Here is a 26,070-nt window from a genome sequence, read left to right on the forward strand (position 1 = left end):
CGATATAATTGCATTTCATGCAATTATATCCCCGTCTCTTTGCCTTTCTTTCGAAAGAAGGTAGATTAATTGCATGATTTGCACTTAAACAAGCGCCGTGGCAGATTCCCGGATAAGTAACTGTATTTTTTGCAACTATTCAATTCGACGATAGAAAAAACTTTCCGCTCTGGTTCAGCGTCAAATCCGTAAAGGATTTGCGAAAGTTGAGTTTCTTATATTTAAAAAAGAGGACTCCAAGCTTACGGAAGCGTTGGGGCCCTCTTTTTTTATTGTGGCGGACTGCTTAGACGACATCCAAAATAACCGCCGATTTGTCGTCCGACACTTTATGGCGGGGATGCCGCTCGCAGGAGGGGTCCAGCGCTTCCTGGGCGCATAGATCGTTTATGTACGGTCCGATGCCCAACGCGTCCAAACGATCAGCCAATTTCCGCCATTTCTCCGGGTCCGGGGAGTTCTCGATGAAATGATACATGCCGTCCGACACCAGGTAAATTTTCAGGACCCCCGCCAGCGAAATACGACCGGATTCCATAAAAGACTCCAGCGCGGGATCTCCGTTCATGACCGAATATCCTTCCAGGGTGTTGGCTTTTTGGCGGTTGCGCTCGGAGTACGGACGCAGCATTTGGCTGATTTCCGCCTTGGTCCAAGTCCCCGCTTCTTCAAGCTCCCGCTTGGCGTGTAAAGTCTCGAGATCCAGTCCGGCGACTTGATTCCGGGTGACGGTGCGGACGCTTCCATCCCGGTAGCGGACGAGAATCATGCAGTCGCCGCTTTGCACAAATTCAAAATAGCCGCTATGGACCTTCACCACGGCAAAGACGGCCCCCCATCTCGCCGCGGCGTTTGCAGTCTCAACCCCGGCCTCCCGCATCCGCTCAAGCAGCAGGGAATTGGCCCGCAGCACCGTTTCCCTGAGGTCCGCACGCGGATCGGCGGCAAGCAGCTCCGCCGCCAGCAGCCTGGAAGCAATGTAACCGCCGCTTTGCTCCGATTCACCGCGATAGGCGTCGATGGCGGATACACCGTCAATGACACCGTAAACACGTCCGCTAGGATGGATCACCAGCGCGTCTTCATTGGGAATCGCCGGATTTCCCGGGCGCGTTTCAGCCTGCATAAACGGATAATTCAAGGTTTGACAGACTTTTTTCCATCTTTCCCGCTGCACTTCATCCCGGGCTTCCGGCTGAAAGCCCAGCTTAAAATAAGTGACGATCGCCGGCAGGAGGAAGTCGTCCGTTTCAAGAACCGCCTGCCGCCGGCCCTCTGCTCTCATCTGCCGCAGCGCCGCCAGGCTCACCGCATAGCCCAGCCCCATCCCGGCATAATCGGGGTCCACCGCAACCATGTGCAGATAACCGCTGTCCGCTCCCCAGCCCGGTTCATGCCAGGCGCAGGCTGTTGCAACCGGCGCGGCCCCGGCGCAAATAAACAGCACCCGCTCGGGCTTAAAGCAAGCATGTCCGGCAATCTCCCGCCCAAAGTTTCTTTCCCAGCCGAATGCCCGGCGAATGATCGACTCCCATGCCGCGTCGTCGCCCGCCTCGTAGCTTCTTAAGTGAAATCCGGACGGCAGCTGGCTGTCCGTCAGGTCCGGCAGACCGGACAAGTCGCTCCTGCGCATGACCAATTGCGGCAATGTTCTTTCTTCCGTTGGATTCATCAGGGATTCCCCCTTTTTGCCTCAATATTCCACGTTGTACCATATTCTTTATAGCAAGAATGTTGCGTTCGAAGCAATAATTTTTCGGCATCCTATAGACGCGCCTCTTGTCATTTTGGAATTTCTATTGCTGGCGTAGCGGATTTTTTCATTCAAACCTTGACAAAAACGAAGGTCGGCTTATAATCTATATATGAGCATATGCTCATATATTAAACTTACATAGCTGGAGCGGGTTTCGCCATAACTGCCAAAGATCGTTCCAGTTTTTAACCAAGCTAGACCTGGACAGGAGGTTTTTGAAATGAGTAATAAACACGTTCACAATCACGAACACGGCGAACATGAACATGAGCACGATCACGACCACAGCCACGGCCACGATCATCACGGCCATGGTCACCACGGCCACCATCACCATTTTGATCCCAATGGGAATAAAAAGGGCCTGACTATCGCCTTAATCATTACCGTCGGCATTATGTTTTTGGAATTTTTCGGCGGGCTGGTCACGGGCAGTCTCGCGCTTTTGTCGGACAGCGGACATATGCTGAACGATGCCAGCTCGCTCGTTCTAAGCCTGGTTGCCGTCTGGTTTGCGGCCAAACCGGCTTCGCCCAACAAAACGTACGGCTTCTACCGCTTCGAGATCCTGGCGGCGCTTTTTAACGGAATCACCTTGTTTGTCGTGGCCGGGTTTATTCTCTGGGAAGCCTATGAGCGGCTTCTGGAACCCCGCACGGTGGCCAGCGGCTCGATGATGCTGATCGCTTGCATCGGTCTGCTCGCAAATATACTCAGCGCATGGTCGCTCATGAGAAAAGGCGACGTGAAAAACAACATCAACCTGCGCAGCGCGTACCTTCATATTCTCGGCGATGCCTTGGGTTCGGTGGGCGCGATCGTGGCCGGTTTGATCATGATGATCTTCGGCTGGTATATCGCGGACCCGATTATCAGCGTGCTCGTTGCCCTCCTGATTCTAAAAGGCGCTTGGGGCGTGATCAAACATACCGTTCATATTCTCATGGAGGGAACTCCGGTCACTATCAACCAGGCGGAGGTCAAAGAGACGCTGGAGCGCATTGAAGGCGTAGTGGACGTGCATGACCTGCACATTTGGACGATCACTTCCGGCTTGGATTCGCTGAGCTGCCATATTTTGATCAAGGACAATCAGGACAATCAACGCATTCTCCAGCAAGCGATCCGCTTGATCCAGGAGAAATTCAAAATCCAGCACACCACCATTCAGATCGAAACGCCGGAGATTCATCATGAAGTCATGAAAGTGTAGGGGAAGGGACAGCGATGACAACAACGAAAACGGACGTGCTCATCATCGGGGCAAGCCAGGCGGGATTGGCCGCAGGGTACTATTTGAAGAAAAAGAATGCGGATTTTCGGATCATCGGCCAGGAAAAAAGAATCGGGGACGTATGGAGGAACCGCTACGACTCCCTGGTTCTTTTTACTCCGAGATCGCATAGTTCTTTGCCGGGGCTTCCGCTCACGGGCGATCCAAACGGGTATGCGGCCAAAGATGAAATCGTGGACTATCTGGAGCGGTATGCAGCCCACTTCGACTTGCCTGTTCAATTGGACACGGAGGTCCTCTCCCTTGCTAAAGAGCAGGGGAAATTTAAAATTCAAACCCGCACAGGGGAGTATTTGGCGAGCAACGTCATTGTAGCTACCGGACCTTTTCATAAGCCGTTTGTTCCTAAATTCCGGGAGGCGCTGGCGAGCGATGTCCACCAAGTCCATACGTCGCAATATTTGAATCCTTTATCCTTGAAAGAGGGGGCGGTTTTGGTTGTCGGCGCGGGAAATTCGGGCGCGCAAATAGCGGCGGAGCTGGCCGGGGACCGGGAAGTTTATCTTTCCGGGGGTCATAAGATGAAGTTCCTCCCGCTCCGGCTTTTCGGGAAAAGCATCTTCTGGTGGGGAGACAAGCTTGGCGTGATGAAAGCCAGTGTCGACGGCAAGGCGGGCCGATTCTTGAGCCGTCAAGGCGACCCGATCTTCGGGTATGAATTAAAAGCGCTGATCAAACAAGGTAAAATCAAGCTCAAACCAAAGACCATAAACGCGCAGGGTCGTGAAATTACGTTCCAGGACCGCAGCAAGCTCACCGTCCAAAACGTCATATGGGCCACCGGGTTCAGGCCGGATTATGGCTGGATTCAAATTCCGCACGTGCTGGACGACAAGGGAAAGCCGCTCCATCATCGCGGCGTTTCGCCTGTCCGAGGTCTGTATTTCCTGGGGCTGCCGTGGCAGTATCGCCGAGGTTCGGCGCTGATCGGCGGGGTCGGCCGGGACGCGGAATACATTTCCGAGCTTTGCCGCTGACGGGGCACCTCTATCTGATCTGACAAGATACACTTTCTAGCCACACAAATTTTCTAACGGTTGCCACAAGCGCTATTTGTCCCAAGAACGTTGATTTCAAAGTCGCCCTGGCGCTTATTTCCCTGAAAACCGGCAATTTTGCTTAAAATCAGGCCAATAACGGCGATCACAACCGTTGCTATGAACGTTTTTGTCAAGCCCTCCGTGTGAGAGGTGCCTGAGCACGTGGCGCGAGAGCAAAAATGCGAGCGACGGTCGGCACGCTGCTATCCGTGGGTTGGTACCACATGTTATGCCTTCGTCAAGGAGAGCTCTTGCAAGCTAGAAGCGCACGTTCAGTTACTCACCTAGTGCAAACGGTTGACGCAAATTCTCTCCCGGAACCTTCGTTTGCTCCCGGGCCTCGTGCTCAGGCGTGAGCTTGTCAAGCGCTTTTCTTGACAAGCGGTTAGGTTCAAATCAACACTTTTCCTATTCCTCATTGGAAATGAGGAACGCCTCACGGCGAGTGTGGGGGTGCAGGGGGCAACGCTCCCTGCGTCTCCCCAAAGGGGACGGAAGGGGCGTTAGTTAGCCACCGGTTGTTCCACCGTTCGAGCAACAGCCCATATGAACCCGGTTAGCTCCCTGGCCACCGCGCCTACGGCCACATTTTTGTGTTTGTTCTTTCCAAAAATGAGATGACGGTATTTGTAATGCAATCTTTCTTGCGCTTTCCACGACAACAGTTGTATATCGGCCGGCATGCCATCCAAACGCTTGGCGAGATCTCCTTTCACCGCAGGCCGATGACGGTAGCTCCAGGCGGATTCCACCAAGGATCGGCGCAAGCGCCCGTTACCGGCTTTGGTCATACTTCCGCGCCGAGTACTCAGGCCGGTTGAACTCTCACGAGGAACCAACCCTAAATACGCCATGAGTTGGGCCGGGGAGCGGAAGCGAGTAAATGAACCGATCTCAGCAGCTAGAGTGACGGCCGTCAGTAGTCCAATCCCACGCAGGGACTGAAGCACCCGAATCAGAGTTGCCTTGGAGCCGACCGTGGCTTGCTGAACCAAGGCTTTTTCCAAACGCCCCATCCGCTGCTCGATCTCATTTAAGGTATGGAGCATCTCGTCGAAGGCTACTTGCATGGGCTCATAAGGGAATGTCAGTTGCTCCAGCCAGGAACGGTACTTCCGGGTCCAACGACGCTTTATCGTAGCCGGCGGTTCGATTTGATGGCGGAGCAGGAACTTCAATATCCGCTGGCGTGCCCGATGCGCGTCCTCTTTGGCGGCCTCCCGGGCGCGAACCAACTCCCGCAAAGCCTCGTCTTCCCGCTCCGGGACGTAGACAGGAGTCAATTCTCCTGCACGAAACAGACGGGCAAGCTGCTCGGCGTCCCGTCGATCCGTCTTCACGTGATCACCAGGGCGTTTGGGAATAAGCGACGGAGCAATGACAACGCAATGGGCTCCCATGGAGGTGATCCAGCGATAGGTTTCGTAACCTGTCGGACCTGCCTCATAACAAAACGATAGCGTTTCGGCCGGTCCCAGTTCTTTGATCAGCTTGCGCAGCGCCGCCGGAGTGTGAGGAATGCTCCCGTAATAGCGAGGAGTTTCACCGCTTGCATCTGCAATAGCAACCGAAATTTTTTCTTTGGATACATCTAAACCGACGAATTTTGTGGTAGACTGCATAGTATCAGCTCTCCTTTGCTATGTAGCTCTGAAATGGTTTGGTTTTCACTATCCATTTTAACCTACGAGATGTAGCAATATGGAGGGCTGTCTTTTGTTTACGTTCATCATAGCTAGAATTTCGAAAAGGGCTTTTTCGCAAAATAGCCGCTGATACAACCGTTAGAGTTCCGGGTACCAGCTTTGAGCAGCAGTTACATGGTAGCAGTTCCGGGTAGCAGTTCCGAGCAGCAGTTGCGTGGTAGCAGTCAGTTCCGGGTTACAGTTCCGAGCAGCAGTTGCGTGGTAGGAGTCAGTTTTGGGTTACAGTTCCGAGCAGCAGTTGCGTGGTAGGAGTCAGTTTTGGGTAGCAGTTCCAAGCAGTAATTCTGGGATAGCATGTTGCGGGGCTTCTTGAATAAAAGTGAATGCGACACTAGTGATATAGAATGCAAAACTGCATTTGATTTTTCTTAAAATGACGGTTTTGGGCGATTCAAATGCAAAAGTGCATCTCTTTAGGGGCTATCCGATTAAAAAGAGGCTCATAGACTGCACTTTTGCATTTGACGAGCCGTTTTCGGGGCATTCGTGCGAAAATCGCCTGCACTTTTGCATTTCATGGGCTTTGCTCATAGCCTAACATAGTTCTAACATAGACTAGCTTAGCATAACATAACCTCCTGTCCGTGACGGAGCCGGCCGTGAGAGAATAGCCGCCGCTCCGCCCGGTGCCCCCGAAGTGAGCCGCCGCTCCGCCCGGTGCCCCCGAAGTGAGCCGCCGTACCGCCCGGTGCCCCCGAAGTGAGCCGCCGCTCCGCCCGGTGCCCCCGAAGTGAGCCGCCGCTCCGCCCGGTGCCCCCGAAGTGAGCCGCCGCTCCGCCCGGTGCCCCCGTAGCGAGCCGCCGCACCGCCCAGTGTCCGCGAAGTGGGCCGCCGCCCGGCCCATTTCCGGCAACGAAAGGGGTTGCCAAATGACGAAGGTCAACGTTACGATAAGATCGACGTACTTTAAAGAAGCCGTGACCGCGGCTGGCGGCGTTTTTTTCGTGGAATCCTATCTTAGAACAGATGGCGGCCTCCATCCATGGGGACATTGAAAGGGAAGGTGAACCGGCCTTGGGCAAAAACAAAGCCAATCTGCTGACAAAGCTGTTGATTTCCTATTTGCTGGTGCTGCTGTTTCCGATCCTGATTATTTTGCTCTATTATTACCCCTATTCGGCGAAAGCGGTCAAGGACAAGGAAATGGATTGGAACGCCCATATCACCGAGCAGTTCATGACCTCGATGGACACGTTCACGCGGTACGTGTACAACCTCCCGTTCGAGCTCGTGCAGAACCGGGAATTCCGGCTGTATCAGGCAGGGGAGAGCGATTACCAGCGGGTGCTGATTGCGAACGAAATGAAAAAATACAACGCGACCGATGCTTTCATTTACAATACGCTGCTGTATGTGAGGAACATCGGTGTTTTTTTCTCCAAAAGTGGAAGCGCATACAGTATGGATGATATGGCCACGCCCGGAATCGGCTTTTATTATGAGAACTGGCAGCACGCTTACTTGAAGGAGACCTTGAATACGCTGAACTCCCCCATGGTTCGGCCCGTGGAGGAGGTCGTCATCCCCGGCAACAACCGGGTCCGGGTGCTGACCTTCCTGCAGCCGCTGCCGGCGGGCGGGGCGAATTCCCCCGGCGTCGTTATGATCATGGTCCGGGAGGATACGATCCTGCGCATGATGCGGTCGGTTTCGGAAGCGTATAACGGGGATATTTTTATTTTTGATGAGCGGGGGCGGCCGCTGGTGGCCTCGAATGCCGCGTTGTACCAAGCTTCCGGCGATTTGGCGGCGCTGGTGGAACGGATGGGCCAGGCGGACGGAGCGAAGGAGACGAACGGAGCAAAGGAGACGAACAGTGCAAAGGAGATGGACGGAGCGAAGGGGACGAATGGTGCGGACGGTGCGAAGGGTGCCAACGGGGCAAACGGGCCGATTTCCGGCATTCACCGGGTGGGCGGGGTCTCCTATATCGTCTCGCAAACGGTATCCGATAAAAACGGCTGGAAATACGTCAGTCTGCTCCCGGTATCCGACTCTTTGCAGGGCATCCGCACGGTTCAACGGAATACGATCCTTCTGGTCGGAGTTATCCTGCTGCTGGAAGTGATCGTGATTTACGCGTCGATCCGCAAGAACTACCATCCGATCAAACGGCTGGTCGACTTTGCCGCCGCGCTTTTCGAACCGCAGGAGCAGCGCCCGATGAACGAGATCGATACGATCCGCTATACGTTAAGCGGACTTTTTGCAACCAACAGCCGGCTGGATGAGGAAGTGAAGGAAACCCTGCCGATCAAGCGGGACCGCGTCTTGCTGGAATTGGTGAACGGGCATTTCTTTACGTGGGAGTCGATTGAGCGGGAGGCGGCGAAAACGGGGATCGATCTGACCGGCCCGCGCCTGACGGTGGCCGTGCTTTCCTGCGAAACCGAAGACGCGGAGACGGATTGGGTTCTCGGATTTTGCAAACGCAAGGAGGAGGAGCTTCCTAAAGAAGGGGCGCGCGGCTATTTTTTTAAAAGCACGTATCATCATGAACTGGTGTTTGTCTGCTCCCATGCGGAAGGTTTTGCGGTCAAGGAGGCGCTGGCCCGGCTTCAGGAGGAGCTGCAGGCGGAAGCGGGCTGGAGGACGATCGTCGGCATCGGCGAACCCGGGGAAGCCGGAAACCCCCGAGACACCGGAGACACCGGAGACCCAAAATCCGCGCACATGTCCTACTTGCAGGCGCTGCGCACGGTGGAGCAGCTGCGGCTCCGGGGCACCTGCTCCATCTTAAGCTTCGGCGAAATCGAGGTGCCCTCGTCCGGCGCGGTTTCTTATTTTGCCGAGCTGCTGCAGTCGCTGGAATGGGCCATCCTGAAAAACGAAGCCGCCCAAGTGGAGTCCCTGATCGAGCGGATCATCGGGTACCTGGGCAGCGACGGGTTGGCCCCGCATATGGTGCGCAGCGTGTATCTGAACACGGCCAGCGTTGTTTTTAACGGGCTGCAGCGGTTCCGCCAGGACGATCAAAGCCTGCTGCGGCTGACGGACGCCGCGTTCAGACCCCGGTATACGCTGGAGCAGATGTCCGGAATTCTCCGGGACAGCGGCGCCAAGCTGTGCGAGATGATCCGGGAGACGCTGCCCAAAGCCCGCCCGGCGGCGCGGGAGGAGATTCTCGCGGTGATCGAAGCGAAGGGCATGGACCCGAACTGCTCGCTGCAGCTCATGGCCGATCACTTCGGCATGTCGGTCTCGAATTTCAGCCACCACTTCAAGAAGGAGATGGGGCAGAATTTCAAGGAGTACCTCGACCGGCTGCGGATTCAGAAGTCAACCCAGTTGCTGCGCGAAAGTGGCGACACGCTGGAAGCGATCGCCGCTCAAACGGGGTACACCAATACTTCGAGTTTCATTCGCTCCTTCAAAAAAATCGTCGGGACGACTCCGGGCCAGTACCGCCAGACCTACAAGGGCTGAGCCCCGAACCGCTGCGGTCGGAAGCGGACAGATGTTGGAAGCTCCTTCCAGTGTCTGCCGGCCGCCGAGCCTCGGGGGCCTTAAGATGCGGGGGAGGGGGGCGATGCGCAGGTAGGGAGGGAAGGAGAGGAGGGGACTGGAAGCTAAGGGACTCCAAAGGCTCTATTTGCGGAAAAACGAAGGTTTGCAAAATATAACGGACCGAGAAGGCCTTATTTCCCTCAAATCGGCCCGGGTGGGCTCGTTTAGAGCGAAATAGCGTCAGCTGAGTCCGTTAGGCAGGGAAATACCCGGGAAATGGGAGGATAAGGTCGCTGGGGTCCGTTAGAGCAGCGTCCCCAGCTTAGAAAAGGCCGATGTACGCAGTGCTGCTGATTATGAAAGCAGGCGAAGGGGTAGAACCGAAGAAGGGATGGTATAGGGGGAGCCCCCGTACCTATCCCTTCCGCGCGCCCACTTATGGGTTTGTACTTTTTCTTATTTTTTCTTAGAAGCCAGCCACTCCATTAATGTTGTGTTCTTTCCATTGATCACCTTGGAGACATCGTTGTTGTACACATAAATCCAGGACCAGTGGCCATTGTATTCATAAGGTGTCCCATCGCTTTTTTTGTACAAACCGGAGGTGTCCGATACATTGTTGAATAATGACATATGGACATCCTTTGCCCCGGCGTTCACCAAGCGGCTATACGTTGAAACCGTGTAATCGATGGGGGGAACGACGGTATCCGTCTTGGCGGCGACAAACCAGATCGGCAAGTCCTTCATCTCTTTGATTTGCTTGTCGGTAATCAGACTGTCCTTTAAGGCTTCGCAGGCCACAAACGCCGCGGCAAAATAGTCTTTATAATCACGGATCATCAGCATGGTCATATACCCGCCGTTGGAATCTCCGCCAATGTAAATCCGCTTGGGATCGATATCCTTGTTTTTGGCAACATAGTCGCGGATCAAGGACATCAAGGCTTTTTCATATTTCGAGGTTCCGTCCCCAAAGCCGTTAAAACCATCCATCCAGTAGGTTGGGGTCTGAGGGGCCAATACATATGCGCCGCCAAAATAGGATTGAATGTCCTCGGAAGCAAAATTCACCGCTTTGTTTCCGGCGATGGCAATCGTCGGGTCGGTGCCCCCTTCGCCCATGCCGTGCAGCCAAATCACCAGCGGATTTTTCTTTTTGTCTTTTGCGGGTGTATAGTCCGCATACGTTAACGTAACTCCTTCATAAGCGGCTTTCCCCGTGTTAAACTCATCCACCAGCTCTCTGATTTCTCCTGCGGAGTTGTCGATAACCAGGCCGGAAATCACCCCGGATTCGGTGGTAATATCCTTTTGCTGGGTAACGGTGTATTTGTTGTCATTCCATACGCCTACATCCACATAATTCATGGCAGGGCTTAATTTTATTTCCGGACCGATCTCCATTTCCAGGACCGCATATCTTCCGGTTTCTTTGGCGGGATTGCCGTTTTGATCCGCCACATAGGCCTTGGTTACCTTCCGGTCGCCTTCCGCAATCAAAGGATCGTCCAACCGGCTGTCGCTTCTTTTTACATGTACCGTAAATGTCTCCTCGGTTACCGCGTTTTTAGGTATTGGTTGCCCCAGATCAACAATGAGTTTTGTAATTTGCGCGCCAAAATCCTCGACCTCTACAACCGTCCGATAAGAGAGGGCAGCGCTTGTCTCCGCGGCCCACGCCCCCGAGCTGAAGGTAAGGGTTGTCGTGACGGCCAGCGCCAGCAATGCCGTTGTTCTGGCCGCTTTTTTGAAGCTTGTGATCATCATGATACCTCCCACACTGGTAATTAAAACGCTTACATATTATTCTAATGATTCATTTCATCTCCTGCCTGTCATTTATTAACCAATTTGCGGTCATTTACTGACGTCTTACTTCGCGTGTGTCTTGTTCTCCTTTCGATATTGATGCGGTGTGGTTTGAAAAACCTGCCTAAACACTCGGGTAAAAGATTTCTCATTCGGAAACCCGTGATGAAGGGCAATTTGGATGACAGGCTGATCCGTGCTCATCAAGTCGCGAAACGCCCGCTCCAAACGGATGGCATTAATGTACTGAAACAAGGTCACCCCCGTATGCTTGACAAAAAAACGGGCCAAATACTCGGAAGATAATCCGAGAACCTCGGCAATTGCATTTAAAGACAGGTTCTGGTCATAATTGGCTTTAATATAATCCACAATGAATGACAGCCGCTCCGAATACTTATGCGAATCTATAACAGGAGCACGCTCATTGGTTGTTTTAAAATACTTTAATAAAACGTATACGAGCTTGTAGGATAATGCGGTTAAATGGACAGGGGCAAAAAAGTCTTGATCCCGCTTTAGGTAAGCCGCCGCCGAGTCGTTCAGCAATTTGCGCAGCTTGGCAAAATGGCGCAAACGCTGTTCATTTGTTTCCAAAGTAGATAGGCAATCAAATGAAATCAAGCTATTGCCGGGATCATTTTCTTTGATAAATTCATAAGGAATCAGCACTGTAAGTGCTTTTCTCTCCATCCCCTCCGCTTTGTTTAAGGAAAAGGAATGGATGGCATTGGAATTGATCAGCACGATATCCCCCGCTTTTGAGCGATAAGTGGCTCCATCCACATAAATATTGTCGATCATGCCCGACAACACGTAGGAGATCTCTACGCTATCGTGCCAATGAGCGGCAATGTTGACAGGTTCATTCGAAGAATGGACGATGATTTTTAGCGGAAACGAGGTATCCGTCTGCACCAGTTCGTATTTATGTTCCAATAAGTTCCCCCCTAGTTCGTCAATTGGCCGGACACAAAAAAACCCAAGAAAAATAATATGTCGATGCCAACATATCATTTCTTAGGTTTTGCCTGCCGATCAGTAACAATCCTAAGTAAGATTAAATCGAGTATAAAACAGTTGGAATATCATGTCAACGCTTTCATTGAGGGAGGGAACGGTCGGGGGTGGAGATATTTCTATTCACTGCTCTGCAGTTTTTGAAAATCTGCAAATCAGGCCACTTGAAGATTAGAAGGGCTTTTTTTACCTGTTTCATGGACTCGAGTGTATAAAATCGTAAAGAGAAAGAGCCGACACTCCAATGTCGGCTTAGTAATAAAATAGTTATCATATTTCACTTACTTAAGGAAGTATAAAGTTATGGGGGCCCGAAGCTTTTACTCGGCCTTATAAATATTATATTTTTTGGAACTATTTCCAAGATAAATCTACGCTTGCGTCATCGTTTGATCCTGCCTTAGGAGTAAATGTTACACTAAGTGGCCCCCAAGCTACAGATACAGAATAATTTCCCCAGGTGTTATTTTTGGCTTGTATATATTTAGCAACTACTCTATTAACTGCACTGGAACTTTTCTTTTTCATAGTTAATTTAACTGTGCCCTTATATTTTGAGAACCAAGTTGAAGCAAAATCGCCTGAAAAATCCCACGAAGCTCCATATAATGAGTAACCTGAAGGATTACCACTATTGCCCACTCCAGAGCTGGTTACACTACTCCATCTAGAGCCATTAGCATATGTTTCCCATCTTTGTATAGCTCCTGCGTATCTCCCGGATTGGATTTCCCAACCTTCTGGGACAGCAATAGCTATACTATCCTTTTGAATACCCGTTGGACTGTCCGCAGGGGGATTTTTCCACTCAAAAGAAGCATAAATTTCATCCATGGCTACTCCATTAATACTTACAGAAAAATGTTGGATTCCAAGGGTTAAATCCGCAGATGAAATACTATACGGTGATACACGTGAATCAGTACTTAAAAGTTCAAGTTCTCCTGTTGTAGCATTCACCCTATACGCACTTTGAGATGAACCTTTGTACTTTAGATCCTCACCGGATTCTGTAACAATTAGTGATTTTTCATTAAAATCTAAAGAATTCAACACATCCTGAGGCATACCTGAATCTAATAGAATCTGATTTAACTCGGCTTCTGAATACTTACTATCTTCAGCAAAAGTCAACCCAGAGAAAGCTAAAGAACAAACCAACATAACAACTAGTGTTTTAAACGTTTTTTTCATTCTTTACCTCCATCTTCTATTTTATTTATAATAAGACAGAAAGGAGCTTGATGTTATGTATAAAAAGAGGGTACCTTTTCTGTTTATTATCGCATTAATAATATTTTTAACAGGCTGCTCTACTTCTAAAAGTAGTGTTACTTCATACATCAAAATCTTAGAAAAAGAGTCATCCAAAAATAATTACTGGATTATTGCTGTTAATCCATACGATTCACGATCCAAGGAAATCTCTATTCTAATTAAAGATAAAAACACTTGGAATTTACTTTTGCTTAATAAAATTTACTTCGCCACTTATGAATCTATTTATTCTAATTCTACAAAATTTAACCTTAAAGAGATTGATTATCCAGATGAATAAATTATACCATAATTTACAATTATTTTCCATAATTGTTATTGTCTAAATTGTTAACAATGACGAAAGTGACTGAGTTCCTAATGGCTGCTCGAACGGATCAGGCCATCGAGTACCAAAAAAGCTGATTTCGAACCGCAGATAACCGTAAGATGACGGGCACCTGCGGTTTTTGCTTTGTTCGAAGACACAGTTTTTGAAAATCTACAAAATTTGAATTCCGCATATAAAGACGGAAAGATATTACCCCATCCGCCAAAAAAATAAGCGCTTTCAAAAAATGATTACCGCGCCAAAACTGCCTGTTTACGCGGCCTTACGCCTCCCTTTAAAGTCAATAGTACCTGGTTCGGCCAGGCAAAGCTGCGGCAGCGGTCCGCAGAAACGAGGCGCCAGCATGAACGGTGTCCAAATCTAACATTTGGAGGTATGGAAATGCGCAAAAAGGTAACCGTTTTCACATCGCTCGTCTTGATTACAGCCATACTGCTGGCAGGGTGCGGTTCAGGGGGGAACAGCGGGGAAACCGCGAATGCGCCGGGGGCCGGAAATACGTCCGGAGAAAAAGTGAAGCTGACGGCGATTATGACGAAGCATCCGCTGACCAAGCCGCTGGCGGAAATGGAGTGGCTGCAGCAAGTGGAGGATGCCGCCGGCGTGGACATCGAGTGGCAGGAGATCACCGCCGATTGGGGGCAGAAAAAAGGCACGATGCTGGCGAGCGGCGATATCCCGGATCTGTTTATCGGCCCCAACGTCATTACGGATGCGGACTTCGCCCAGTTCCAGGGACTGTTCCAAGACTTGTCGGCGATGCTGGATCAGGCTCCGAATGTACAGGCTATGTTTAGCGCGAAACCGGAGACGAAGCTGATCGCCACCCAGCCGGACGGCAAAATTTACGGCCTCCCGAAATACCAGCGGTTCTGGCCGGCGGCCTCGACCCGGCAGTACATTAACAAGCAATGGCTGGATGAGCTTGGCCTTGACATGCCGACGACCTGGGATGAGCTGTACGACGTGCTTGTGGCGTTTAAGGAGAAGGACGCCAACGGCAACGGCGACCCGAACGATGAAATCCCGCTGGACTGGCCGGGCGGCATCGGCGGCTATTTTAACCCGGCGGTACTGATGGGCAGTATGGGCGTCACTTTATCGGACGGGAACGCGGAAGGCTATTTCGTCGAAGACGGCCAGGTGAAAAACTTCCTGATCGACGAACGTTACAAAACGATGGTCGCTTTTCTCAGCAAGCTGTACCAGGCCGGGGTGATCAATAAGGAAGTGTTTACCCATGACTATACGAAATTTCAATCGACCGCCCGCGGGGAAGGCGATACGGCAAAGGTCGGCTTCACCTGGGGCTGGGTGGCGTCGGACCGGTTCGGGGAGCAGCTCGCGCCGCAATATGCGTCCATGCCGCCGCTGAAGGTGTCCGCCGATTATACGGGCAAGCTGGCCTGGACCTATGATTATTACAATTTGAACTATGGCGTGAACCATATCGTCATGTCGGCGAAGAGCAAAAACAAAGAGGCGGCCATGCGCTTCATCAACGAGATGTATGATCCGAAGGTGGGCATGCAGGTGCTGTTCGGCTCGCTTGGCCCCAACATTAAGGACAACGGGGACGGCACCTACAGCGTACTGCCGCCGGCGGACCCGAAAATGGACCCGGGCACGTGGAAATGGACGTCGACGATGGCGGACAACGGCGCTTTTTATATCTCCGACGACCTTCAGCTCACGCTGGGCAAAGACATGCAGGAAGTAATCGGACAGTCCAAACCTTTGGAGGAAGCGCTGCAGGCGGACCTGGCGAACGATATTTTTCCGGCAATGTTTATTAAGTATTCTACCATGGACAACAACACGCTTAGCCTGAACAATACGAACATTATGAACCTGGCCAATTCCAGCTTTGCCAAGTGGGTCACCAAGGGCGGCGTCGAGGCGGAATGGGACGCTTACGTCAAGGAGGCCGAAAAGGCCGGGATCACGAAAAACCTGGAAATCATGCAGAAATACTACGACGAATACAAAAGCAAGCAGTAAGGAGGCGGGAGATACATGCAGGCTCGCAAGGGACTTCAGGCCATCGTACGCGACTATCAATTGTGGATTATGATCCTGCCGGCGATTATCGTGATTCTGATTTTCAACTATATTCCGCTGTACGGGATTCAGCTCGCTTTCCGCGACTACGACTTCAGCAAAGGGCTGACCGGGGGAACGTGGCGGGGGCTGGCGTATTTTCAGCAGTTCATCGACAGCTATCTGTTCACCGACCTCATGCGGAACACGTTTTTGATCAGTTTGGCGAGCATTGTGCTCGGCTTTCCGGCGCCGATTGCGCTGGCGTTAATTCTTAATCAGATCCGGCGCAAAAAAATGAAGCAGCTGATGCAAACGACGGTGTATTTGCCGCATTTTATCTCGGTCATTGTACTGGTCGGCATGCTCAACGTGCTGTTGTCCCCGGAAACCGGGGTCGTTGGCCATTTGCTGAAATCGCTGGGGCTTGGGCACATCAATCTGCTGGCGTCCACCTCCACCTTTATTCCGGTGTATGTGCTTTCGGATATTTGGCAGCACTGCGGCTGGAACAGCATCATTTATCTGGCCGCTTTGTCGACGGTGGACCCCCAGCTTTACGATGCCGCCAAAATCGACGGCGCCAGCCGCTGGCAGACGATCCGGTACGTCGATTTCCCGGCGCTCGTGCCGACGATTATCATTTTGTTCATTCTCAGCATGGGGAGCATCCTCAGCACGGGGTTCGAGAAAATTTTCCTGATGCAAAATTCGCTCAATCTTCCGGTCTCCGAAGTCATTGCCACCTATGTGTACAAAATCGGGATCGTCTCCAACCAGTTCAGCTTGGCCTCGGCGATCGGCTTGTTTAATACGGTCATCAACTTCGTGTTCCTGTATGCCATGAACGCCATCTCGAAACGAGCGTCGCAAACGAGCCTGTTCTAAAAACTATATGGAAGGAGGGGGATGGATATGGGGCGAACCGGAATACCGACTCCGGGGAAGGAGTTTGTGTTCAAAGCGGCCGGCGTGCGGCCGGACGGCAAGGAGCTGGCGTTTAAAACGGCTCTAGCGTTGGTGTGTACGGTCATCTTTCTGCTGATCGTTTATCCGCTGTATTTTATCGTGATCGCTTCGTTCAGCGATTCCACACTTGTTTCCACGGGTAAAGTGCTGTTTTGGCCGAAAAACGTCAGCTTGTTCGGGTATCAGGAGATTTTCAAGGACGCGCGGATCTGGACCGGTTACCGCAACACGGTGTTCTACACCCTGTTCGGTACCCTGGTCAATCTGGTGTTTACGCTGCCGGCCGCCTACGTGTTGTCCAGGCGGGAATTTCGGGCGAGACGGGTGATCATGTTCCTGTTTGTGGTGACGATGTTTTTTAACGGGGGACTGATTCCGACTTACTTACTGATGAAAGACCTGCATCTGACCAACACGATCTGGGTGTTCATTCTCCCGTTTTGCGTCAACGTGTTTTATTTGATCATCGCCCGCACTTTCTTTGAAACCTCGCTGCCGCAGGAGCTGCACGAGGCCGCGGTGATGGACGGCTGCTCGCATTTCACCTTCTTCGTGAAGGTGGCATTGCCGCTGTCGAAGGCGCTGGTCTCCGTGATCGGCCTGTACTACCTGGTCGGACATTGGAACGATTTTTTCACCGCGCTGATCTATATCCGCGACAACGACCTGCAGCCGCTGCAGATCGTACTTCGCGACATCCTGCTGTCCAATCAAGTGTTTGCCAGCGGGGCCGGCACCGGCGGCGACGCCGGCGGGTACGCCCAACGGTATGCCGACCAGATCAAATACGGCGTCATCATCGTGTCCACCCTGCCGATCCTGATCATCTATCCGTTTATCCAGAAATACTTCGAGAAAGGCGTGATGATCGGATCGATCAAGGGGTGAAGGTGTAGAAAAACTACCGCTATTCTATAGCACAACCTTGAAATCGGCGCGTGATAATCGGCTGTTGGAACAACTACAGCTAGAACTGCCGGTCGGCAGGCAGCCAGCAGGCAGTCGGCAGGCCCAGCGGCATCGACGTCAGCAAGCCGCCAGTAGGCCCAGCGGCAGCGCCTCCAGTAAGCCGCCAGTAGACCCGTCGGCAGCGCCTCCAGCAAGCTGCCAGCAGGCCCATGGCAGGCCGCCAGCCTACAAAGTAGCGGCACTTTATGTACTTATTTTCCGGATCCAGGGATGTTCATCTCCATTAGCGACATTTTATGTACTTATTTCTCTATGAATGGTCTGGAACGCGGAGATTTCCTTGCGGCGGGGGGAAATAACGACATAAATTGCTTCTATTTCTCTCAAATGAACGGATATCGCTGGAATAACGGCATTTTTTTCCTTTATTTTAACGAGTTTGCTACCAGTGATCGATCTGTCCGGAACATTTCTCAGCTAACGGTTGCCACTGCGCTTATTTTGCCGAAAAAGCAGAGGCTTCATATCTAACGGTTGTGATCGCGCTTATTTGGGCGGAACAGCCCCTTTCCCGACAAAAAAAGGCAAATAAGCTCACCGGCAACCGTTACATTTTGCAGAACCCCGTTTTTGCCCAATTAGCGGCGCTGACAACCGTTAGATTTTCCCGTTCCTCCTATCGTCGCCTCTTCCAAGTAGCGGATCGGTTTTGCGCTATACAAACTTCCGGCCGTACTAGCCGGTCCGTCAAGGTTTCCGGCAATTTGCTTTGCGTCTGGGCGGCGGCGACAACGCCAATTTGCTGATTAAGTTACTTTTGCGATGATTGGCGGTTCCGCCCGCCCCCCTTCACAACATCAGCCACACGACCACCGGGGCCAGCACGGAGCCGCACACGGCGCTAAGGGTCAGGGCCACCGTGCTGGTGGATACGACGACCGGGCCGAATTCTGCGGCTTTGCTCGTTCCGAGGGCATGGGAAGCGGCGCCGAAGCCGATCCCCCGCCCGATGTCGCTGGTGATTCCGCAGCATTTGAAGATGATGGGCCCCAGCACCACGCCGGTAATTCCGGCAATCATCACAAAAGCGGAGGTAATCGGCGCATTGCCCCCCAAGCTCCCGGAGATTTCCATCGCTACCGGCGTTGTGATCGATTTGGGCAGAAGCGAGATCAGCAGTTCCCTGGGATATCCCAGCCATAAAGCAAACCAGATTCCGCTGATCATCCCAGCCGCGATACCTACGACTGCTCCGGCGAGCACCGCTTTCCATTCTTTCAGCAGCGCGTCAAGCTGCTTGTACATCGGATAGGCGAGCGCCACTACGGCGGGTCCAAGGCAGTACTGCAGCCATTGTCCGCCCCTCATGAACGTTTCGTAGGAGGTTCGCGTCCCCATCAATAAGGCGATCACGAGCGCCGAACAGGTTAAGGTCGGGACGAGAATGGCCCATTTTAGCCGGCGGTACAGAGCGCTCATCAGCAGGAACAACAGGACGATCCCTAAGGCTACGCCTGCTTCGAAAAGGACTTCACGCATGCAGCCGCCTCCTTGTTTTTTGCTGTGATCCTGCCCGCCGCCTGTGCAACCGCTCCGGCCAGAATCATGGTCAGCAGCGTGCTGAGCACGACAATCGCAATCAGCCATTGTCCGCCTCCGGTGAACACGTGAAAATAGTCCATGACACCAACCGTCGCCGGTACCAGGAATAAGGGAATGTATTTTTGCATAAAAGTGGCTCCATGTTCCAGCCATCCGGCGGGAACGATCCGCAGCTTCAGTGCCAGAAACAGCAGCACAAGTCCAAAGATGCTCCCCGGAATCGGGGCCTTGCTGAGCGTCTGGACCAGCGCTCCCACACCGTAGAATCCAGTGAGTACGGCAATTTGCAAGAAGAAGTGAATGATTTTCATAGTGTTGTGAAGAGGTAAACTCTCTCTCGTTGCGCCCCCTTGAAGTCTAAAAATGCGTGTTCAAAAAGTCAGGTTTTCAGCACCGAGAAGGTTGAATGAAGCTAGGGACTGAGGAGCGGAGCGTACGTTTTGGGTACGTGAGCACCGGAAGGCCCGGCTGAATTCAAGATTCGATGCCGAATCCACTTCATGACCTGCTTCGTGATCAAAAGATGACTTTTTGAACAACCCCTAAAATGTAAAGCTATCTTATCCCAATCTATGACGATCTTACAAGAGGCGAAAAAAGGAACAAAAAAGAAAGCGTTGACATGAAAATGATTCTATGCTAACTTGATGGTGCAACAACTTAACCGAATACGGGATTGTTACTGGTGATGCAGGCAAGACCTAAATTGTAGAGCTTGGGATACGTAGGTGTATTCCGGGGACTCTTACGATTTAGGTCTTTTTGTGTTTTCCGGGGCACTTCCAAGGACAACAATGAATGTTAAGGGGGATGAACGATGGGCAAGTTTACGGAGCTATCCAACCGCATCGTGGAGCATGTGGGCGGAGAAAAGAACGTTACCGAGCTGTATCATTGCATGACACGGCTGCGTTTCAAGTTGAAAGATTTCGGCAAGGCGGACAAGCAGCAACTGGAGCGGTTGGATGGAGTCATTACGGTGGTTCAAGGGAATGGACAGCTTCAGGTCGTGATTGGAAATGAGGTGAATGCCGTTTACAAAGAAATTATCGCGAACCATGACATCAAGCCGGCGGGAGAAGCCAAAGAGGATGCCAAAAGTGAAAAAACAGGCAACCTCATCACGCGCTTCTTCAACACGATGTCCGGCATCATGACGCCGATCGTCCCCGCATTGGCCGGTGCGGGAATGCTGAAAGCGGTGCTTGTCATCCTCAGCACGACCTTGGGGATTTTGGCGCAGGACAGCAGCACTTACAAAATTCTGGCCGCCGCCGGCAACAGTGTGTTTTATTTCCTGCCGTTGCTGCTGGCGATTTCCACGGCCCGCTACTTCGGCGCAAACATGTTTGTGTCCCTGACCATTATGGGCGCTTTGCTGGAGCCGAATTTTACCGGACTGATGGAGAACATCGGGGATGTCACCCGCTTCCTCAACATTCCGGTCGTGCTGATGTCCTATACCGGCACGCTGATTCCGGCTATGCTGACGATCTGGGTTTATTCCCATATGGAACGGTATCTGAAAAAAATCATCCCGGCCAACATCCAGATGTTTGCCGTACCATTAGTGTCGCTGCTGATCATGGTGCCGCTCGCCGCCGCGGCGATCGGTCCGGTCGGCGTCTATCTGGGGAACGGCATCGCTTCCGGCATTAACTATCTGAGCAACTCCAGCGGATTGGTCATGGGCGCCCTGATCGGAGGAGGCTGGACGCTCCTTGTCATGTTCGGCCTGCATTGGGGCATCGTCCCGGCCATGCTGAACAATCTCAGCCTTCACGGCTTCGATACGATCAAGCCGCCGTCCGCAGCCGCCACCTTCGCTTCTTCCGGCGCGGCGTTGGGGGTATTCCTCAAGGCCAAGGACAAAAAGCTGAAGGCTTACGCTTTGTCGGCGCTGATGCCGTCGATCCTGGCCGGGGTCACGGAGCCGATCGTTTATGGAATCTCCGTCAAGCTGAAGCGTCCCTTGATCGCGCAAATCATCGGCGGCGTCATCGGCGGGGCGATCATCGGCGCGTTCCATACGACCGTGCTGGCCTATGTTTTCCCGGCGGTGACCACGCTGCCCGCTTTTGCGACGGATACGTTCGTGTATTTCCTGATCGGCATTACGGCTTCTTTTGTCATCACGGCGGTGCTGACTTACATTTTGGGCTTTGAAGAGCAGATTGATGAAGGTACGTCCAAGAGCCCGGCGGCGGCTGAGGAGAGTAAAAATAACCCAAGCCCGGCGGTGCCGGCGGCAGCAAACGATGTTTCCGGCGTATCCGCACCGGTCAGCGGCCAAATCATCCCGCTTCAAGAGGTGTCCGATCAGGTCTTCTCGTCCGGAGCGATGGGAGACGGGGTAGCCATCCTTCCCGAGGAAGGCAAAATTTATGCCCCGGTATCCGGTACCATCACCTCAATCGCCAAAAGCAAACATGCCGTCGGCATTACGGCGGAGGATGGCTTTGAGCTGCTGATCCATGTAGGATTAAACACCGTGAAACTCAAAGGAGCGCCGTTCGAGGTGAAAGTCGCTGAAAACCAGCAGGTCCGTGAAGGCGATTTACTGCTGGAATTTGACCCTGAAGCGATTCGGGAAGCAGGCTTGGAACTGACCACGCCGATCATTATCACGAATATGAACACATTCAATACCGTCGAGGTCACCGCCAAGCGGCAAGTGCTGTACCGCGAGCCGCTGCTGGAGCTCCGTTAAGAGGCAGTAACCTTCTCGGTGCTGAAAACCTGACTTTTGAACACTTATTAAGACTTATCAAGACTTATTAAAACTTATCAAAACCGCAGCAAATTTACGCTTAGGAGGAGGTTCAACGTATGGAACATCGCAGTAAAGCTCCGTTTCCTGCCGGCTTTTTATGGGGCTCGGCTTCGGCGGCTTACCAGGTCGAAGGGGCCTGGGATGCCGATGGAAAAGGGCCTTCCGTGTGGGATGTTTTTACGAAACAGGAAGGGACCACGTTCAAGGGCTCGAACGGCGATGTCGCCGTCGATCACTATCATCGCTACAAGGAAGATATTGCGCTGATGGCCGAGCAGGGGCTGAAGGCGTACCGCTTCTCCGTTGCCTGGAGCCGCATTTATCCGGCTGGACGGGGGGAAGCCAACGAACGGGGGCTAGCTTTTTATGACGACCTGATTAATGAACTGATCGCGCACGGGATTGAGCCGGTTCTGACCTTGTATCATTGGGACCTGCCCCAGGCGCTGATGGATGAATACGGCGGCTGGGAATCGCGGCGGATTATTGAGGATTTCAACCACTATGCCGTTACTCTTTTCAAGCGCTACGGGGACCGGGTAAAGTACTGGGTGTCGCTCAATGAGCAAAATTATTTTGTCAGCTACGGCTACGAGACCGGGCTGCACCCACCGGGTGTGCGGGACCGCAAACGCATGTACGAAGTGAATCATATTGCCAATCTGGCCAATGCCACCGTGATTCGTTCGTTCCGTGAGATCGTGCCGGGCGGGTTGATCGGACCCAGCTTTGCCTACAAGCCTTATTATCCGGTCAATTCCGATCCGGCGAACATGTTGGCTTACGAAAACAGCGAGGAGCTGAACAATTACTTCTGGATGGACATCTACGCGTGGGGACGCTACCCGGCCGCCGCTTGGGCGTACCTGGAGGATAATGAACTCGCTCCGGCGATTCACGATGGCGATTTCGAGCTGCTGGCCTCGGCCAAGCCTGATTTTATGGGCGTCAATTATTATCGGACCACGACGGTTGAGCAGTACGGACTGCAGCAGCGGTTGGAGCTTGGACACAAAAATACGACCGGGGCAAAGGGTTCGACCAAGCCGACCGGCATCCCGGGCATGTACAAAACCACCGCCAATCCCTACGTGGAGACCACCAATTGGGACTGGGACATCGATCCCCAGGGGCTGCGGGTCGGTTTGCGCAGAATCGCGAGCCGCTACCGGCTGCCGGTTTTTATTACCGAAAACGGCCTCGGCGAATTCGACAAACTGGAACAGGGCGATGTCATTCATGACGATTACCGCATCGATTATCTCCGCAGCCATATCTCCGCGATTCAGGATGCGATTACGGACGGAGTGGAGGTTATCGGCTACTGCTCCTGGTCATTCACGGACCTTTTGAGCTGGCTGAACGGTTATCAGAAGCGTTATGGCTTCGTATACGTGGACCGGGACGAGACGGACGCCAAAGAGCTGCGCCGGATCAAGAAGGATAGCTTTTATTGGTACAAACAGGTCATCGCCAGCCATGGCGAACAGCTATAGTTGAACCTTACCATTCAAACTGAAACGGAGGAAAATATATATGATCTCGACAACATCGTTTCCGGAACATTTTCTATGGGGCGGCGCTATCGCCGCCAATCAGGCCGAAGGCGCCTGGAATGAAGACGGGAGAGGGCCCTCGATCAACGATGCGTTAAGGCATGGGATCGTCAACGGCGTGCTGGATGATGCGATTGATCCGAACGCCTATTATCCAAGCCATGAGGCCATCGACTTCTACCATCGCTATAAAGAAGACGTGGCCCTGTTCGCGGAAATGGGTTTCAAGTGCCTGCGCACTTCGATTGCCTGGTCGCGGATTTTCCCCAACGGTGATGAACAGCAGCCTAACGAAGCGGGCCTGCAATTTTACGACAATCTGTTCGACGAACTGCTCAAGCATGGTATCGAGCCGGTCATTACCATTTCCCACTTTGAGACTCCGCTGCATCTGGTGCGGGAATACGGCGGCTGGACGAACCGGAAGCTCGTGGCTTTTTTTACGCGTTATTGCGAAGTCATCTTCAAGCGCTACAAAAATAAGGTCAAGTATTGGATGGGCTTCAACGAAATCAATCATATGCATACGATCCCGCTGGCGGCGGGGGCGATCGAGCTGCGCAACCCGGAGCGGAAGCTGCAGGATATTTATCAGGCGAGCCACCATCTGTTCGTAGCCAGCGCCGCCGCCGCCAAGCTGCTGCGCGAGATCATCCCCGGCGCCCGCATGGGCTGCATGCTTTCCTTGAGCATCATCTATCCGAACTCTTGCCATCCGGATGATGTGTTTGAGACCTATGAGCTGAGACGCCGCTCGCTGTTCTATTCGGACGTGCTGCTGCGCGGGGAATATCCAAGCTATGCGGAGCGGATTTTTAGAGAACATGGCATAGAGCTTGCTATCGAACCGGGCGATTTGGAGCTGATTCGAGCCTATCCGGCCGATTATATCGGATTCAGCTACTACCGCAGCACGACCCATAAGGCGGGGATGCCTATCCTGGGCAACACCGGCGGGATTATGGGCCTGGACAACCCCCATCTCACCAAAACCTCGTGGGGCTGGCCCATCGATCCCAAAGGGCTGCGGTATGTCTGCAATGAAATCTACGACCGCTACCGGAAGCCGATTTTCATCGTGGAGAACGGGTTTGGCGACCGGGATGAGATCGGTGCGGACGGCACGATCGCCGATGACAGCCGCATGAAATATTTGAATCAGCATCTGCTCGAACTCCATCAGGCGATCCAAGACGGATGCGAGATTATGGGCTACACCTGGTGGGGGCCGATCGACATCGTCAGCGCGGGCACCGGCGAAATGAACAAGCGGTACGGCTTCATCTATGTGGATAAAGACAATGAAGGCCGGGGCACATTACGGAGAATGAAGAAGAAAAGTTTTGACTGGTATCGGCAAATCATTGCTACGAACGGAGAAATCCTCCTAAAGGCAAAGGATGATTCGGATGCGAATAGAGCGAGTACTGAACAATAATGTGATCATCGTCGTGAACGAAAACCGCAAGGAATCGGTCATTATAGGGAAGGGAATCGCCTTCCAAAAGAAGGCCGGAGACCAGGTCGACAAGGACAAGATCGAAAAAATGTTCACTTTGGACAACAAGGGATTGTCCGAGAAGCTTCAGGCCCTGTTGGCCGAGATTCCGATGGAGCATATGGAAGCATCCGAGAAGATCATCCAATATGCCAAGCTGCACCTGGGAAAAATCCTGCATGACAGCATTTACGTCACGCTTACGGATCATATCAGTTTTGCCATCAAGCGCGCCTTCAAGGGCATGGATATTAAAAATCCGCTCTTATGGGAGGTCAAACGTTTCTATAAGGAAGAGTTCGAGGTCGGACTTGAGGCGTTGAAAATGTTGCGCCAGGATCTTGGCGTCGTGCTCCCCGAGGACGAAGCGGCGCAGATCGCCCTTCATCTGGTGAATGCCGAGCTGAATGAGAACATGGGCAATATGGTCGATATCACCAAAGTGATGCATGATGTTCTGAGCATCGTCCGCAAGCATTTCGGCATCGAATACGACGAGGAGTCATTGGCCTATTTCCGCTTCATTACGCATCTGAAATTTTTTGCCCAGCGGCTGATCAACGGGACCGACATCACCAGTACGGACAACGCCCTGTTTGGGATGGTCAAGGAGCAGTACAGGGAGGCCTTTGCCTGCGTGGAGCGAATCAAGGTCTACATCCGCAAAACTTACCATCGTGAACTGACGAATGAAGAGATGCTGTATTTGACCATTCATATCGAGCGGGTTGTGAGCTAGGATCAGAAAATCTAAAAGGACCGTCAGGGTGATCTCCCTGGCGGTTTTTCTTTGAACATCTGGTCTATGGGTGCGCCGTTGAATAGTTGCAAAAGATACAGTTACTCATCGGAAAACGAAGTGAGGCGCTTTTAAAATGTAAATCATGCAATTAAATCTGCCTTATTCGTAGGGCAGGCGCAGAGGTTGGGGTGTAGTTGCAGGAAATGCAATTAAAACGTGTTAACCTGCCGCTTCGTTGAAATCTAGTTGTACGTTTTGCAACTATTCATTCGTCAGAGCCCGTTCCCGCCATGTCTG

General features: G+C 52.4%; 20 protein-coding genes. 11 read left to right on the forward strand and 9 right to left on the reverse strand.

Going from position 1 to position 26,070, the window contains the following annotated elements; genetic code table 11:
• Positions 1 to 286: 286 nt before the first annotated feature.
• Positions 287 to 1,672, reverse strand: coding sequence for a GNAT family N-acetyltransferase (locus tag NYE69_RS04915; RefSeq protein WP_340924610.1), 1,386 nt, complete (start codon positions 1,670 to 1,672; stop codon positions 287 to 289).
• 304 nt (positions 1,673 to 1,976) lie between these two features.
• Here NYE69_RS04915 and NYE69_RS04920 point away from each other — a divergent pair, with 304 nt between their 5' ends.
• Complete coding sequence (locus NYE69_RS04920; protein ID WP_340924613.1) at positions 1,977 to 2,969, forward strand: cation diffusion facilitator family transporter; 993 nt, start codon at positions 1,977 to 1,979, stop codon at positions 2,967 to 2,969.
• Positions 2,970 to 2,983: 14 nt separating this feature from the next.
• Positions 2,984 to 4,027, forward strand: a complete 1,044-nt coding sequence (locus NYE69_RS04925) for a flavin-containing monooxygenase (RefSeq protein ID WP_340924615.1) — start codon at positions 2,984 to 2,986, stop codon at positions 4,025 to 4,027.
• Positions 4,028 to 4,080: 53 nt separating this feature from the next.
• Here the strand turns inward: NYE69_RS04925 and NYE69_RS04930 are convergent, their stop codons facing one another.
• The 3 genes from NYE69_RS04930 to NYE69_RS04940 form a co-directional block, all read right to left on the reverse strand.
• Positions 4,081 to 4,224, reverse strand: coding sequence for a hypothetical protein (locus tag NYE69_RS04930; protein WP_340924618.1), 144 nt, complete (start codon positions 4,222 to 4,224; stop codon positions 4,081 to 4,083).
• Positions 4,225 to 4,593: 369 nt separating this feature from the next.
• The gene (locus NYE69_RS04935) at positions 4,594 to 5,712 is read right to left on the reverse strand and encodes an IS110 family transposase (protein ID WP_036623922.1); all 1,119 of its coding nucleotides are present in this window, start codon (positions 5,710 to 5,712) and stop codon (positions 4,594 to 4,596) included.
• A gap of 644 nt (positions 5,713 to 6,356) precedes the next feature.
• Positions 6,357 to 6,665 carry a hypothetical protein gene (locus NYE69_RS04940; protein WP_340924621.1) on the reverse strand — a complete coding sequence of 103 codons (309 nt, stop codon included), beginning with the start codon at positions 6,663 to 6,665 and terminating at the stop codon, positions 6,357 to 6,359.
• A gap of 145 nt (positions 6,666 to 6,810) precedes the next feature.
• On the opposite strand from NYE69_RS04940, the gene NYE69_RS04945 reads away from it, so the two are divergent.
• The gene (locus NYE69_RS04945) at positions 6,811 to 9,222 is read left to right on the forward strand and encodes a helix-turn-helix domain-containing protein (protein ID WP_340924624.1); all 2,412 of its coding nucleotides are present in this window, start codon (positions 6,811 to 6,813) and stop codon (positions 9,220 to 9,222) included.
• Between the two features lie 477 nt (positions 9,223 to 9,699).
• Here NYE69_RS04945 and NYE69_RS04950 read toward each other — a convergent pair whose 3' ends face one another.
• From NYE69_RS04950 to NYE69_RS04960, 3 genes are all read right to left on the reverse strand, one after another.
• Complete coding sequence (locus NYE69_RS04950; protein ID WP_340930284.1) at positions 9,700 to 11,010, reverse strand: prolyl oligopeptidase family serine peptidase; 1,311 nt, start codon at positions 11,008 to 11,010, stop codon at positions 9,700 to 9,702.
• 108 nt (positions 11,011 to 11,118) lie between these two features.
• On the reverse strand, positions 11,119 to 11,994 hold the full coding sequence (locus NYE69_RS04955; RefSeq protein WP_340924627.1) for an AraC family transcriptional regulator: 876 nt from the start codon (positions 11,992 to 11,994) through the stop codon (positions 11,119 to 11,121).
• 435 nt (positions 11,995 to 12,429) lie between these two features.
• Positions 12,430 to 13,269, reverse strand: coding sequence for a hypothetical protein (locus tag NYE69_RS04960; protein ID WP_340924630.1), 840 nt, complete (start codon positions 13,267 to 13,269; stop codon positions 12,430 to 12,432).
• Positions 13,270 to 13,324: 55 nt separating this feature from the next.
• Here NYE69_RS04960 and NYE69_RS04965 point away from each other — a divergent pair, with 55 nt between their 5' ends.
• The 4 genes from NYE69_RS04965 (at position 13,325) to NYE69_RS04980 (ending at position 17,581) form a co-directional block, all read left to right on the forward strand.
• Positions 13,325 to 13,633, forward strand: coding sequence for a hypothetical protein (locus NYE69_RS04965; RefSeq protein WP_278738508.1), 309 nt, complete (start codon positions 13,325 to 13,327; stop codon positions 13,631 to 13,633).
• A gap of 432 nt (positions 13,634 to 14,065) precedes the next feature.
• A complete protein-coding gene (locus NYE69_RS04970; protein WP_340924637.1) occupies positions 14,066 to 15,685 on the forward strand; it encodes an ABC transporter substrate-binding protein in 1,620 nt (539 codons plus the stop codon).
• A 15-nt stretch (positions 15,686 to 15,700) separates the two neighbouring features.
• Positions 15,701 to 16,612, forward strand: a complete 912-nt coding sequence (locus tag NYE69_RS04975) for an ABC transporter permease (protein ID WP_340924640.1) — start codon at positions 15,701 to 15,703, stop codon at positions 16,610 to 16,612.
• 27 nt (positions 16,613 to 16,639) lie between these two features.
• Positions 16,640 to 17,581 carry a carbohydrate ABC transporter permease gene (locus NYE69_RS04980; protein WP_316560382.1) on the forward strand — a complete coding sequence of 314 codons (942 nt, stop codon included), beginning with the start codon at positions 16,640 to 16,642 and terminating at the stop codon, positions 17,579 to 17,581.
• Between the two features lie 870 nt (positions 17,582 to 18,451).
• On the opposite strand, the gene NYE69_RS04985 is transcribed toward NYE69_RS04980, so the two are convergent.
• Positions 18,452 to 19,141 (reverse strand): LrgB family protein, encoded by a 690-nt coding sequence (locus NYE69_RS04985; protein WP_316560383.1) that lies wholly within the window; start codon positions 19,139 to 19,141, stop codon positions 18,452 to 18,454.
• The gene (locus tag NYE69_RS04990; RefSeq protein ID WP_316560384.1) at positions 19,111 to 19,461 is read right to left on the reverse strand and encodes a CidA/LrgA family protein; all 351 of its coding nucleotides are present in this window, start codon (positions 19,459 to 19,461) and stop codon (positions 19,111 to 19,113) included. Before NYE69_RS04990 ends, NYE69_RS04985 begins: the two co-directional genes overlap by 31 nt.
• 560 nt (positions 19,462 to 20,021) lie before the next feature.
• Between NYE69_RS04990 and NYE69_RS04995 the strand changes: the two genes are divergently transcribed.
• The 4 genes from NYE69_RS04995 (at position 20,022) to licT (ending at position 25,770) form a co-directional block, all read left to right on the forward strand.
• Positions 20,022 to 21,914 (forward strand): beta-glucoside-specific PTS transporter subunit IIABC, encoded by a 1,893-nt coding sequence (locus tag NYE69_RS04995; protein ID WP_340924648.1) that lies wholly within the window; start codon positions 20,022 to 20,024, stop codon positions 21,912 to 21,914.
• 119 nt (positions 21,915 to 22,033) lie between these two features.
• Positions 22,034 to 23,473, forward strand: coding sequence for a glycoside hydrolase family 1 protein (locus NYE69_RS05000; RefSeq protein WP_340924651.1), 1,440 nt, complete (start codon positions 22,034 to 22,036; stop codon positions 23,471 to 23,473).
• A gap of 40 nt (positions 23,474 to 23,513) precedes the next feature.
• Positions 23,514 to 24,971, forward strand: a complete 1,458-nt coding sequence (locus NYE69_RS05005) for a glycoside hydrolase family 1 protein (protein ID WP_340924654.1) — start codon at positions 23,514 to 23,516, stop codon at positions 24,969 to 24,971.
• Positions 24,943 to 25,770, forward strand: coding sequence for a BglG family transcription antiterminator LicT (licT, locus tag NYE69_RS05010; RefSeq protein ID WP_340924657.1), 828 nt, complete (start codon positions 24,943 to 24,945; stop codon positions 25,768 to 25,770). The genes NYE69_RS05005 and licT overlap by 29 nt, the downstream gene beginning before the upstream one ends.
• Positions 25,771 to 26,070: the final 300 nt, after the last annotated feature.

It is taken from the genome of Paenibacillus sp. FSL R5-0527, assembly GCF_038008055.1.
GTDB lineage: Bacteria > Bacillota > Bacilli > Paenibacillales > Paenibacillaceae > Fontibacillus > Fontibacillus macerans.